Below are 13,325 nucleotides of genomic sequence, written 5' to 3'. Positions count from 1 at the left end.
TTAGGTTACTCTTTCAGTAAACTCTGTATTTTGAGTTGAGGAAGTATGGTTTGAAGGAACATGTACCGTGACAGATCTGGGCAAAATCCACATGGCCATAACACCTGTGATCACAGAGAGGACCGTCGCGATTGTAAAGAGAAGTGCATAGCCAGCGGCAGATGCAATGACACCTGCCAGCATTGACCCGACCATATACATCAAAAGGTTTGCACTTGATAAGATTGTAAAATCCGTACCGGCTTGTTTCAGTGAAGCAATCCGCATAAACGCCGTATAGAGGCCTACAATTTCCATGTAACGGCTGAATGTGTTTAGCGCACTTAATCCGATTAAAGCCCAATCGGGCAATCCTGTATAAGCCGCTGCGACGTACCCTGCAAAACATACAGTTCGTAGGGTAATAATGCCCCATAAAAATGACTTCAGACCAAACCTAAGGATAATTAACATGCCAATGGCTGAACCTGCGAGACCTACAACGGCGGCTGATCCGCCAGAGATCAAACCGATCTTTGTTAAAGAAAACCCTGCATCGACAAGAAACGCTTGTTCAACAGCTTTAATCAGGCCCTCTGGAACTCGGAATAATAATGCAAAGACAAAGATAGCGATCGCTTCTTTACGCTTGAAGAATGTCAAAAGCGATGCTTTGGTGGAGATCTCCTCTTGTTCTCGTTTCCCAACATCTTCTCTCACAATAAGAATTGGAAGTGTCGCTAGGGCAGACAAAGCGCCTGCGGTTAGAACAGCTATGGTCCAACCAGATAGATCATGGACAAATAAAGTGACGGATCCCCCCAACAGAACACCTGCAGCAACGGCTCCACCTTGTATTGCATTGCCAATGGGTTGATCTCGCGAGGCCAAATGTTCAACAGCGTACCCATCTGTAGCAATGTCTTGAGTTGCAGCCCCAACCGACATCATCATCAGCAATGGGAAAAAATATCCAACATCTGTAACGGGATCAAAACTGGATAAAGTAAAGATACAGGACAAAACTAAACATTGCGTTGCAATGATCCAAGCTTTACGCCCTAGTTTTCCACCTCGTGAAAGTCGATCCACATAAGGGGCCCATAGAAATTTAAGCACCCAAGGTGCCAAAAGCACAGCAAAGGCGCCTATCACGGCAAGGTCAACACCACGCTCTCGTAATATTGGCGGCAAAGCTGCTGCAACCAAGTATAATGGAATGGCTTGAGCAATATACAAACCAATAAGCGTCACGAACACAGATTTCGGGGTCGTTGTTTTAAGCAACGGCATGCTACATCCAATCAGTAAATTTTACTAGCTGGCCATTGTTGCTTGCTATTTGTATATTTCTGAGTGTTTTTATAAGGTAATCATAAATCGTCAAGAGTAAACATGATGCAACAACAAATTATAACACAAAAACACCATTCAGACACGGTTTCAGAAGCTATTATAAAGACTCCTCAATCTTCTGCCGTACGTGATCTTTTCTTCAATTTAGCAAAGGATCATGATCTAGGTTTCGTAAAAACATCAACGGATCAATACATATGTGCAACCCCTCTAGGGGCAATAGAAATATCCATGGAAACGGCTCGTATTACCATACGCCTTCGATCTCCAACACAAGAAAACCTATATACACTCCAAGACAGTGTCACACAACATATTGCCCATAAATCAGAACCTTTAGCTGCTTCGCTTCAATGGACAGGTAGTATTAAAAAAGGGGATACCCCACCAAACTTTCGGTTAATGACGGTGGTTTCCTCTAAACGCATATCGTCTTCTTATTATCGCATTCGATTACATGGGGATGCACTTGCATCATTTGCACAAGATGGCCTCCATGTTCGATTATTATTACCAAATAACCCAAGTGATCCCAAATGGCCTAAAATTGGATCGAATGGCCAAACAAAATGGCCAACAGGCAAAGATACGCTACATAAGCCAGTCTACACTATAAGATGGATTGATCCACAAAGTGGTTTATTAGATATTGATATCTTCATACATGATGGTGGCCGCACCAGCATATGGGCTGCATCTGTAGAGCCCTATAAAAAAGTCGGCATAATGGGACCGGGTGGCGGCTGGCACCCAAATGCTGATTGGATTTTATTGGCTGGAGATGCAACGGCTTTACCTGCAATTGCGCGCATCCTTGAGAATACTACAAAAGAAACACAAGTAACCGCGATTATAAAAGCTAGCTCAAAAGAGGATGAAACACTTACAATTGCCCCTGATAATGGGAGTATTACTTGGATCTCAATTATACAGCCTGAGACAGAATTGTTAAAAAGGGTTAATAGTATTAGCATCCCGAAAAACAAAACTCGCTATGTGTGGTTTGCTGGTGAAAAATCTATGGCACAAGCTGTACGCCAACATTTCACTAGCCAGGGTTTATCAAAACAAGAATTATATTCAGCAGGCTATTGGAAGTCTAAAATACCACTACTATGAATCTCATAATTGTAAAAATTAACGGTTGTTTTCATTACATACGGAATCTCATTATTTAAGTGATCTGACAAAACAACTATACATTCCAGAAGTTGTATATGAGGAACAAATTATTACACTTTACCGCCTACTTTTAGGAGCGACTGATCTTGCTTTTATGACGACAGAAACAGCCAGTAGTAGAGATAGATCGTGCCTATCATCGTAAGCAATGACGCCAACCAGTCCAATGGAAGTTTAGAAAACAACGATCCTTGATTGAACTTCCAATCAGAGACTATTCCCCCAATCATTGCGGCTGGGAACAAGCTGATTAGCGCAGCTGGGAATAACTCACCAAGCGCAAATTTCGAGACTTCAAAACCAGAAAATTCCAAGATGCTTAACAACATTTCCTCTAGGAACTTCATGGTTATGGTCCTTTCCATTCTGGTCCATGGTCGTTCGGAAGCTATCATTTTCTGCACGCTTTGACACGCTTAAATTGGAGGTGTTGCTCCAGCAACGAATGTCAGCTTGATGCTCTGACCCCTCCAATTGATCCGTTGGTGATTGATCTTGATGGCGATGGGTTTGCGGAAAACACGGCATGGGTTGCCCCTGATGATGGTCTGTTAGCGGTTGATGCCAATGGGAATGGAACCATTGATGATATTTCAGAGGTGTTTGGATCGGAAACCGAAACGGGTTATGAGAGATTAGCGGCTTGACGTGTTGTCTTTGAGCAAGTTAACAAGCTCTAAATTTAATGATTAAACAGTTTTTAGATTATGTTATTTTAAAGCCGCAACTATGGTTGCTAAAAGATGAGTGAATATCCCGAAATTATTTAAGGAAATGAAATAATATGTTTATTTTAGGGCTACGCGGATCAAGGGGGATAAAGTTATTACTTGAGTTTCATTTCCTAATATTAACCAGCGGTATACTGCTCTATATGTTTAGCAATGTCATTTTGGAAATATCTATATGTATAGTGTTTCTTGGATTGTATGTTCGGACAATCAAACGAATGATAGACTATAAGAACGAGCTTGAATTTAAAAAAATTATTGTATCAAAAGCCTTGTTCCCTGGTGATAAAGCGTCGGCTAAAATATTTTTTCTTTTTCATACTTTCATATTGGTTTCATTATTCCTTCTTCCTATTGCAGTATTGTTTGGTGATTTCGTTGCCGTGTTTAAAGACGTTGCATCAGACCAAATCCAAGCCATGAGTTTAATTGTTTTGTACTACATAGGAAGCCTTTCTCTAATTGGAATGATGATCGCCAAAGCTCATAAATATTAAGGAATAATTAAAATGTCCAAACTAAAAGATTATATATTTTCGGCTCCAGATAAGATTTATACTGAGCCGATGCAGCCCAAGATGTTACGATTTTATCGTGTGGTTTTCTGGGTTTGGGTCATTATATACATTACTCATATATCAACATGGTCGATACTATCTATTGATCAACTTAGTTATTTTAGCAGCCTCGGCTTTTTTGTCGAAATTGAAATTATGCTACTTGACGATTCAATCAATTCTTATGCCGCTGCACACGCAGAGCTTTTGGTGCTTATGCTACCGTACTTTTTTTTAAATACTTTACTAATTATTGTAATGTTGCTCGATAGGTTGAAAATTTTAACTTTGCATAATGGTAATTTAAAGCACAGGTTTCCACTTATGTTTTTTGGAGTTTTATTTTTGTATCTTTTGGAGCAAAAATTATTATTTTCTGGTTCTCTGATTTTCTTTGTAGATTATAATACGAATTTAGCACAGTTACCAATTTGGCTAGTATCTTTCTTAAAAACAATCATATTTCCTTTGAATGTAATTGTCATTTCAGAACTAATATGGAATCCAAAATCTAGAATTATATCTAAGTTTTAGCTTCCGAGAATTATAAGATTTTTAATAAATTTATAGAGAATAAGGATCAAGAATAGTGACTCATGTAACAGCAGATAGTTTTACACAATCTTTAAATACGCAGGCATTCAGAGATGCGATTCAAGATTTTAGGCAGAGTATAGATAATATCGCATCTGGGGGTAACATCCCGATTGCAGATATCACTACGCTTACCGCAGTCGCTCATGATTTTTTAGATAGCGTAGTAGAAGAGATTTATAGAGCTTTTCCGCAATCTGGTTTAAATGGGGCGGCACTTTCTCGAACTCTTCTGCAAGGTAATGCAGTAGTTGCAACGGTTTTAGAAGGAATTGAGGTAGGGCAAGCATGGGCTTCTGGTGAAAGTATTGGGCAACAATTGGCTGGTGGGTTTGGTGCCGTAATTGGCGCAGCTGTTGGAGGTATTATCGGTGGAGCTTTTGGTTTGGCCGCTGCACCTTTATTGGGCGCTGGTTTGATTGCATCAGCACTTACAATAGGTTTAACAATTGTAGGTGCATCATTACTAGGTGGTTTTTTAGAAAGCTATTATGAAAATTTATATAATGAAATAGCTAACCTGTTCCCAGATGACTTGGGTTTTCCCGACTGGCTTGAAGACTTAGTTGATGCTCTGACCCCTCCAATTGATCCGTTGGTGATTGATCTTGATGGCGATGGCATTGAACTTACGAGCCTTGAAGGGTCAGATGCTTATTTCGATCTTGATGGCGATGGGTTTGCGGAAAACACGGCATGGGTTGCCCCTGATGATGGTCTGTTAGCGGTTGATGCCAATGGGAATGGAACCATTGATGACATTTCAGAGGTGTTTGGATCGGAAACCGAAACGGGTTATGAACAGTTAGCGGTCTATGACACGAACGGAGACGGTGTTGTTAACGCTGATGATGATGATTTTGATACGTTGTTGATTTGGCAAGATGCAAATGGGAACGGCGTGTCCGATGAGGGTGAGCTGCAAACGTTATCAGAAGCTGGCATTACAGAGCTTAATCTGAATGTCACGGAAACGGATTTCACCATCAACGGTAATCAGGTCATTGAAACCTCTACTGTTGAATTTAGCGATGGTACAACTACGGAATCTGGTGAGGTTTTATTTGAGCTTTCCCAAACAGATACCCAAGCCAATGTCCCTGATGATCTTGAAATCAGTGCTGCGGTTAACGCCCTGCCTTTTTTACGGGGCTTTGGCAATATTGCTGATTTGAATATTGCTTTTGCACAGGATGACACTCTGGTTACAGCAGCCGAAGACCTGATTTTGGATGTGCGATCTGGTGATTTCGATATGTTTGAAACAGGGTTTGAAGAGTTCTTATTCCAATGGGGCGATGTTGCAGACGAAACTATTTGGCTTGGCGAGGCTCAAGAGCTTACGACTAAGCTGCTTTATAATAAAAGTGATTTAGATCCAAATTGGGTCCCCCCCTTTAATGGTGTGCCTTTGCCACCGCCCGCTGTCGCTGGGGTGATTTATTATGTAACGCGACCAGATACAGTGCCAGGTCACGTTGGTGAAGTGAGTGCTCCGTTTGAGGCTTTGGACTTTATAGTAGAACAAGAATGGATCGATGAAAGAGATTTGGGAACCCCTTCATTTGGGACTTTTGGCTCTTTTGGGAATGGTACTTTTTACGCAGAGGAAGCCCCACGTTTTCAGACATTATTATCAGGTGGTGAGCCATATGTGTCGCCAATCGACGGTATCTATGAAGGCGACATTGAAGATATCTCCGTACCTGATTTTGATGCAAAACGGTTTGCATTTATTCAGAACTTATTGGGCCAAGAGTTTTCAGAAAGTGGAAACTTTATCGCGCCAGATGATGTGATTTTGAATAACCCACCAGAGGAAGTGATTCCGGATTTACAAGCGTCATACGATGAAATGCTTTCATATACGACATCTCGTTTTTTAGTTGAATCCGTTTGGACTGTTTTGTTGCAAGAAGGTGCCGATGCCGATCTTGGCGCGTTAGAACCGTTTAGTGGTTTATCAGTAAATCCATTTACCGATACGATTGAGGGTAATTATGCGGCTTTCGTAAAAAACTTCATCGATTTATTCCGCGCTGATGGATTGGGAACAGATGCTGATGCGCTAGAAGTGTTGGCTCACTTCGATAATGATATTGATAGTCTAGGTGAACTTGTTATCGGCTTGTTTGAAGATATTGATGTTTCGCTTATTGCCGAATATCTCGACGTTGGGGTGTTCGTAGATGGCACAACAGGTACTGATACACTTACTTTAAATGGTTCAGGAGCTATTTTTGGGCGCTCTGGTGATGATCAAATCGAAGTGAATAATGGAGAGAGTATTGTTGTTGGTGGCGCTGGCGACGATATAATCACAAGTAATTACGCACAAGATACATATATTTATACAAGTGGGGATGGCAGCGATACTATCATTGATTTTGGCTCAACACATAATCAATATCAGGATAAACTTGTATTCACAGATATCAATGCAAGTGACGTGTCTTTCTCACAGAATATAGATCGAGATCTTATCCTTACGCTTCCAGACGGTAGTACGATTACTTTAGCCAATCATTATAATAGCCATAATGAGGAGCTTGAGTTAATCGAATTTGCCGATGGCATAATATATACATTATCCGATATAGATCAGGCTTTGGGAACGGCTGGGGATGATATTTTTTATGGCTGGGGAAAAAGCGATAATTTTTATTTACAATCTGGTCAAGGTGATGATCAAGTTGTCGAAAACTCAGCAAACTATCTCGAGGTTGATACAGTTACCTTTGAAGAAGGTGTCACCGTTGCAGATATCTATACGACCTATGATGGCAATAATTTGGTTATTGGTTTTAAGAATGCCGAGGGTACATTAACGATCCTGAATTATGCGGATGACGATGGGAATGCGGCTTTCCATCAAGTCGATCAATTTACGTTCTCAGATGGTACGACATTGTCGCGTGAAGAGTTCTTAATCGAAACACTGGGCACCGCTGGCAATGATGCATTCAATGGCTCTGGTGAGAATGACACGTTTATCGTTCGCGCAGGTCAGGGTGATGATACACTGTCGTCGAATTCCTCGAACTATCTTGAGGTCGATACTGTTACCTTTGAAGAAGGTGTTACTGTTGCAGATATCTATACGACCTATGATGGCAATAACTTGGTTATTGGTTTTAAGAATACCGAGGGCACATTAACCATTCTGAATTATGCGGATGACGATGGGAATGCGGCTTTCCATCAAGTCGATCAATTTACGTTTTCAGATGGTACAACGTTCTCTCAAGAAGAGTTCTTAATCGAAACACTGGGCACCGCTGGTAATGATGCATTCAATGGCTCTGGTGAGAATGACACGTTTATCGTTCGCGCAGGTCAAGGTGATGATACACTGTCGTCGAACTCAGCCCATTACCTCGAAGTGGATACTGTTACCTTTGAAGAAGGTGTTACTGTTGCAGATATCTATACGACCTATGATGGCAATAATTTGGTTATCGGGTTTAGAAATGCAGCAGGAACATTAACGATCCTGAATTATGCGGATGACGATGGGAATGCGGCTTTCCATCAAGTCGATCAATTTACGTTCTCAGATGGTACGACATTGTCGCGCGAAGAGTTCTTAATCGAAACACTGGGCACCGCTGGCAATGATGCATTCAACGGCTCTGGTGAGAATGACACGTTTATTGTTCGCGCAGGTCAAGGTGATGATACCCTGTCTTTGAGTTCTTCTCATTATTTAGAGGTTGATACTCTGACCTTTGAGGACGGTATAACCATAGATGATATATATGCGGTTGATAATGGCGGTGATCTACGTATTCAGTTCGTAGTACAAGAAGGGTCCCTTACTATTTTGAACAGTGGTGGCAGTTCTATAACGAACCTTGATCAAGTTGTCTTTTCTGATGGTACCGTTCTTACTCAAGCTGAATTCATAGAACAGGCATTAAATAATGCGCTTGGCAATACGCCAGTAGCAGATGACGCTTTCACAGGAACTGCTGGAAACGATATATTCTACGTTGGATATGGGCAAGGCGACGACACAGTCTCATTGAATACGTCAAACTATCTTGAAGTGGACACAGTACAATTTGATGAAGGCATCACTGCTGCAGATATCTATACGACTTATGATGGTGATAACTTAGTCATTGGATTTAAAAACGCAGAAGGCACCTTCACGATTTTAAACGATGGGAACGATAGCCATAATTCAGACCGTCAACATGTTGATCAATTTACCTTCTCGGATGGGACTACATTTACCCGCGAAGAGTTCCTTGCAGAGACACTTGGCACCGCTGGTAATGATGCATTCAATGGCTCTGGTGAGAATGACACGTTTATCGTTCGCGCAGGTCAAGGTGATGATACACTGTCTTCTAATTCATCAAATTACTTGGAAGTCGATACTTTGACGTTTGAAGAAGGCATAACTGCTGCGGATGTATATTCAACTTATGATGGTGATAACCTAGTCATTGGATTTAAAAACGCAGAAGGCACCTTCACGATTTTAAACGATGGGAACGATAGCCATAGTTCAGACCGCCAACATGTTGATCAATTTACCTTCTCAGATGGCACTATATTGACCCGCGAAGAATTCCTAGCAGAGACACTTGGTACTGCTGGCGATGATGCATTCAATGGTTCCGGTGAGAATGATACATTTGTTGCGGGTATCGGCATGGGGAACGATACGATTTTATCAAACTCATCAAACTACTTGGAAGTTGATACTCTGGTTTTTGAAAATGGTCTGACTGTGGAAGATATATTCACATTCAAAGCCGATATTGATGGTAATGGTCATGATGACCTTGTGATTGGATTTGAAGGTAATACAGACGATACTATTACAATTCTAAATACATTATCATCATCCAGTACAATTGCGAGCCGTGCGAGCGTTAATCAGTTTACTTTTGAGGATGGAACAACACTGTCTCAGGCTGACTTTATTGCTGCAACTTTAGATCAGACACATGAAGATGAGTTTATATTCTAAGATTTAATCTTACCGAAGATAATGCGGAAAGCTTTGCATTTATGTAGAGCTTTCCGAGAGCACTGATCGAAGATAATCCTATTTCGGGAGCTTGGGGCTTGAAAAGGTCTTTGATTATCTAAAATTTAATCAGCCTGTAGGGCGTTGTGATTAAATCCGTTCGACTAAAAAATAGCGATATGTCAGAAACCATAAGGGCTCACGTCTTTCGCGATATAATCTAACGCGCGACAATCGCGTGATGCAAAACTCATTCACTGAGAAAGTCACAGCATTACCGTCCATTGATTGCTTCTGGCATCATTGATGCGCTTAAAAAGCAATGGGCAGATGCGTGGGGTGTGAGGATGGAATCTCTTACGTTTTGCGCTTTTGGCACTGTTATCACGCCCCAATTCAGCACTAACCGATATTGGACGATGTTCACAGATAAAGCGTTCAGGCGGACAGATTCTTCAATCTGTGACTTATCCGCAGGTTCTGTCTTTCTGGAATGATGAATAAAGGCTGTCATGAAGGATGCCAAGGTCACAGGCCCACAAGTCAGCCCCAAGGGCTTGCGCCACGGTTACGGTATCAATGCTGTCCGATCAGGTGTGCAACTCAACATGTTGCAAAAGTGGATGGGACATGCTTTCATTACCACTACTGCAATCTACGCGAATACTGTCGGGCCAGAGGAGTTATAGATCGCGGATCAGATGTGGTGAAGATGATTATGGGGAGTGTAATACCCCTACTCACTCCAGATATTCCCATAGCTAAACATAACAAAATCTTATGATTTAAGTGACTAAAAAGAGACTAAAAACGATCAAAACCTTAGCGATTTCCCGCTAAGGTTTTGTTTTTTGGCTCCGACGGTAGGGGGCGATCCCGTTGCAGGGGTAGTATATATTATTGTTTTAAAACAATAATTTAATATTGGCTCCATAATGTAATGCAAATTGTAATGCAAAATGTAATGCAAAAATTATTAATGTTTCCATATGAACAGCAACCTAAACACTCAGGTTAGATTACTGTTTATATGGGATGAAAAGTACGCTTCATTTACCTTAGCTTACCCTTGTGCAATCGTAGAGCAATTAATTTTCAACGATTCTGATTAATTATTATCAGTACTTTAATTTTGGGGATATCATGGACGTTAGAGATATTTTGACACTTAACCAATGGATCGAAATTTGGACACCGCAAATATTAGATAATTATAGACCTCTACGTGATGTCTTAGCAAATAACGCTCAACAAGCCAGCGCACAACCAGTTACCGCCCCACTCGATACACTTGTTGAATTTCTATACAACGTACCAATTTCAGAGCTTTCCACGCTCCAAATGAATATCCTAGGACATATAGGCATAGAACACTTATTAGGACGTAATGGTGTCTATTGGATAAAGAAAACTGTGAAATCTGCCATCTACGATCCAGCAACAGTATATGAAGAAGTTCAACGGGCAGTTAATAGAATTGAACAAGCTCAAAGTGAACTCAAAACATTTGTAGACTCTGCCATTCCACTAGGTTTCGATTTAGAAACAAGTGACCTGCCCGAAGACAAATACCGTATTGCGGTTATGTTTCAGAAAGATGCTTCTATAGAGAATGTACCAGATCTTACAAAATCGTCTAAGGATTGGGAGCAAATAATTTCAGGTGTAGCTGGGGCTGTTGATGAACGCCCTGAAGAAACTGATATTATTGGTGTTTCAAATGGTTCGATTATTGTATTTTTAACGGCAACGGCTGCTGTAACCAAATTATTAGCAATCATAGCAAAACATGCGTCGGAAATCGCAAGTTATTCTATTGGTGTTGCTGATCAACTAGAAGATTTACGTGCAAAAAAAATGCACAATGCAACAGTTGAAAAAGAGCTCCGCACTATGGAAAAGACTCGACGCAAAGCTATTTCACAAGAAGCGTTAAAAGAAGTTACAGAACATCTCCCAAATAAAATAAAACCAGAACAGAAAGCTGTACTCGAAAATGCAATAAAGAAATACCTATCTTTTCGTGAAAAAGGTGGTGATGTTGACTTTTCACCTCCGCGCTCGGTCGTCTTTGATGATGAGGATTTTGATGAAGAGGCTGCTGCAATAGTTAATGAAGTTAGTGAGTTAATAGAAAATGCCCAAACCGCCAAACAAAATGCTCTTCTATTAGAAAAGAAACGATTTGATCAACAAGAGGATGAAGATTGACTCATTTGATTTTGAGTTAATACGGGTGAATCGGCGTCAATCTTAAGATTTATTAATTAGAAGCTAAACACGATGCGTAATACAAAATGTAATGCAATTTGTAATGCAAATGCCAGAAAATATGGGATCGAACCTAAATTATCATTTAAAAACAATAACTTATAAAGTTTTCTGGCTCCGACGGTAGGGATCGAACCTACGACCAATTGATTAACAGTCAACTGCTCTACCGCTGAGCTACGTCGGAATACCAAGTGCAACATGCGCTGCGAGGCTGCGTATAGCAGTAGCTATTTCAGGCGTCTATAGGGTTTTTTAAAGAAAACGAAAAAAATGTCATATCTCCATCGTGATCTCTTTGCTTGCACAGGTCCCGACATATGCTTAACCCTAAATATATGATAGAACAGTGGATCAAATCTAAACTCCCACGCAGCCTGTTTGGCCGCGCTATGCTTATTTTAGCGGTCCCTATCGTCGTTATTCAAATCGTTGTGGCCGCGTTTTTTGCTGAGCGCCTTTTCCGCGATGTATCAGAACAGATGTCATCGAACGTATCTTTGGATGTGAATCACATAGTTTCACAGATCAATGACGCTCCTGACCGTATTGCTGCAATATCAGAAATCACAAATCACGCGCGTCCGCTGAATGTAAATGTATCCTTACCTATAGAATTTAGCCAAACACGTGACACGTGGGAATGGTTTGATTTATCTGGTAAATATGTTGTTGATGCATTGCGTCTGAGTCTTCCAAATTTGGTTTATGTTGACCTCAAATCAGATCGTAAGCTTGTGAGATTGGGGATAAAATCCTCTAAAGGACCAATACAGATGTCATTTGCACGGACCCGTGCATCTGCCACCAACCCACATCAATTATTAGTGGCTATGATTTTAACATCAGTATTGTTCACAGGCATTTCTGTTTTATTTCTAAATAACCAGATACGCCCAATCAAACGTTTGTCAGATGCTGCAGAGGCTTTTGGACGGGGATGGTCTATCCCTTTTCATCCTAGGGGAGCACGAGAAGTGCGGAGTGCAGGTCATTCTTTTTTATCCATGCGTGCACGGATTATTCGCCAAATTGACCAACGTACCATGATGTTATCTGGTGTAAGCCATGATTTACGTACACCGCTGACACGTATGAAGCTGTCGTTGGAGTTATTAGAACCATCAGAAGAAGTCCAACATTTGGAACGCGATGTTGATGAGATGGAAGCGATGCTGACAGAATTCCTTGAATTTGCACGTGGTGATTCTGGTGAAAAAACGGAAACAGTTGGTGTAAAAGCTTTGATCAAGCGTATCATTCGCAATTATGCGCGTGCGAATGAACCAGTGGAATTGGTATTTAATGGCATAACGGCTGGTGAAGAGACAATTAAATGCCGTGAACGCGCTATACAACGCGCGATTGAAAACCTTATTGGGAACGCAATAAGATATGGTGAAAAAGCTCGTATTACTGTGTCTCTTGATCCCAAGCATGTAGATTTTACGGTAGAAGACGCAGGACCAGGAATTCCAAAAGACAAACGTAATGATGCTCTGGAACCTTTTACTCGACTAGATGAAGCTCGAAACCAAAACAAAGGCTCTGGATCAGGATTAGGTCTTGCAATTGCTGCTGATGTTGCGCGTAGTCATGGTGGCAAATTAGAGTTGTTTCACAGCCAAGACTTAGGTGGTTTGAAGGCGATATTATCGATACCGCGATAGG

At 41.0% G+C, this 13,325-nt stretch carries 11 protein-coding genes and 1 tRNA gene; 8 read left to right on the top strand and 4 right to left on the bottom strand.

Annotated features, from left to right (window positions below; genetic code table 11):
• Complete coding sequence (locus F9L33_RS03545) at positions 1-1,272, bottom strand: MFS transporter (RefSeq protein WP_152141346.1); 1,272 nt, start codon at positions 1,270-1,272, stop codon at positions 1-3.
• Positions 1,273-1,374: 102 nt separating this feature from the next.
• Here F9L33_RS03545 and F9L33_RS03540 point away from each other — a divergent pair, with 102 nt between their 5' ends.
• On the top strand, positions 1,375-2,454 hold the full coding sequence (locus F9L33_RS03540; RefSeq protein WP_152141345.1) for a siderophore-interacting protein: 1,080 nt from the start codon (positions 1,375-1,377) through the stop codon (positions 2,452-2,454).
• Between the two features lie 155 nt (positions 2,455-2,609).
• Here the strand turns inward: F9L33_RS03540 and F9L33_RS03535 are convergent, their stop codons facing one another.
• A complete protein-coding gene (locus tag F9L33_RS03535) occupies positions 2,610-2,864 on the bottom strand; it encodes a hypothetical protein (RefSeq protein WP_152141344.1) in 255 nt (84 codons plus the stop codon).
• A 138-nt stretch (positions 2,865-3,002) separates the two neighbouring features.
• On the opposite strand from F9L33_RS03535, the gene F9L33_RS15710 reads away from it, so the two are divergent.
• From F9L33_RS15710 to F9L33_RS03520, 4 genes are all read left to right on the top strand, one after another.
• Positions 3,003-3,164, top strand: a complete 162-nt coding sequence (locus F9L33_RS15710) for a hypothetical protein (RefSeq protein WP_193221960.1) — start codon at positions 3,003-3,005, stop codon at positions 3,162-3,164.
• A gap of 302 nt (positions 3,165-3,466) precedes the next feature.
• Positions 3,467-3,745, top strand: coding sequence for a hypothetical protein (locus tag F9L33_RS03530; protein WP_152141343.1), 279 nt, complete (start codon positions 3,467-3,469; stop codon positions 3,743-3,745).
• Between the two features lie 12 nt (positions 3,746-3,757).
• Positions 3,758-4,339, top strand: coding sequence for a hypothetical protein (locus F9L33_RS03525; RefSeq protein WP_152141342.1), 582 nt, complete (start codon positions 3,758-3,760; stop codon positions 4,337-4,339).
• 55 nt (positions 4,340-4,394) lie between these two features.
• On the top strand, positions 4,395-9,383 hold the full coding sequence (locus F9L33_RS03520; RefSeq protein WP_152141341.1) for an S-layer family protein: 4,989 nt from the start codon (positions 4,395-4,397) through the stop codon (positions 9,381-9,383).
• Between the two features lie 274 nt (positions 9,384-9,657).
• Here the strand turns inward: F9L33_RS03520 and F9L33_RS03515 are convergent, their stop codons facing one another.
• Positions 9,658-9,897, bottom strand: a complete 240-nt coding sequence (locus F9L33_RS03515; RefSeq protein WP_152141340.1) for a hypothetical protein — start codon at positions 9,895-9,897, stop codon at positions 9,658-9,660.
• Between F9L33_RS03515 and F9L33_RS03510 the strand changes: the two genes are divergently transcribed.
• Entirely contained in the window at positions 9,896-10,072 is a 177-nt protein-coding gene (locus F9L33_RS03510) for a site-specific integrase (protein ID WP_152141339.1), read from the top strand. The two genes, F9L33_RS03515 and F9L33_RS03510, sit on opposite strands and share 2 nt — an antisense overlap.
• A gap of 454 nt (positions 10,073-10,526) precedes the next feature.
• Positions 10,527-11,594 (top strand): hypothetical protein, encoded by a 1,068-nt coding sequence (locus tag F9L33_RS03505; RefSeq protein ID WP_152141338.1) that lies wholly within the window; start codon positions 10,527-10,529, stop codon positions 11,592-11,594.
• Between the two features lie 172 nt (positions 11,595-11,766).
• Here F9L33_RS03505 and F9L33_RS03500 read toward each other — a convergent pair.
• A tRNA-Asn gene (locus F9L33_RS03500) sits at positions 11,767-11,841 on the bottom strand.
• Between the two features lie 133 nt (positions 11,842-11,974).
• Here F9L33_RS03500 and F9L33_RS03495 point away from each other — a divergent pair.
• A complete protein-coding gene (locus F9L33_RS03495) occupies positions 11,975-13,324 on the top strand; it encodes an ATP-binding protein (protein WP_226803923.1) in 1,350 nt (449 codons plus the stop codon).
• The last annotated feature ends 1 nt before the right edge of the window (position 13,325 follow it).

Origin of the sequence: Amylibacter sp. SFDW26, from assembly GCF_009184395.1 — a bacterium.
Taxonomy (GTDB): domain Bacteria; phylum Pseudomonadota; class Alphaproteobacteria; order Rhodobacterales; family Rhodobacteraceae; genus Amylibacter.
Note: the sequence above shows the minus strand (reverse complement) of the source record. Positions and strands in the feature narration are given on the sequence as shown.

Bases quoted from the DNA above. Each gene is read 5' to 3' on its own strand.
- F9L33_RS03545 (WP_152141346.1), bottom strand. From the start codon at position 1,272: ATGCCGTTGCTTAAAACAACGACCCCGAAATCTGTGTTCGTGACGCTT.
- F9L33_RS03540 (WP_152141345.1), top strand. From the start codon at position 1,375: ATGATGCAACAACAAATTATAACACAAAAACACCATTCAGACACGGTT.
- F9L33_RS03535 (WP_152141344.1), bottom strand. From the start codon at position 2,864: ATGAAGTTCCTAGAGGAAATGTTGTTAAGCATCTTGGAATTTTCTGGT.
- F9L33_RS03530 (WP_152141343.1), top strand. From the start codon at position 3,467: ATGATAGACTATAAGAACGAGCTTGAATTTAAAAAAATTATTGTATCA.
- F9L33_RS03525 (WP_152141342.1), top strand. From the start codon at position 3,758: ATGTCCAAACTAAAAGATTATATATTTTCGGCTCCAGATAAGATTTAT.
- F9L33_RS03510 (WP_152141339.1), top strand. From the start codon at position 9,896: ATGAAGGATGCCAAGGTCACAGGCCCACAAGTCAGCCCCAAGGGCTTG.
- F9L33_RS03515 (WP_152141340.1), bottom strand. From the start codon at position 9,897: ATGACAGCCTTTATTCATCATTCCAGAAAGACAGAACCTGCGGATAAG.
- F9L33_RS03505 (WP_152141338.1), top strand. From the start codon at position 10,527: ATGGACGTTAGAGATATTTTGACACTTAACCAATGGATCGAAATTTGG.
- F9L33_RS03495 (WP_226803923.1), top strand. From the start codon at position 11,975: ATGCTTAACCCTAAATATATGATAGAACAGTGGATCAAATCTAAACTC.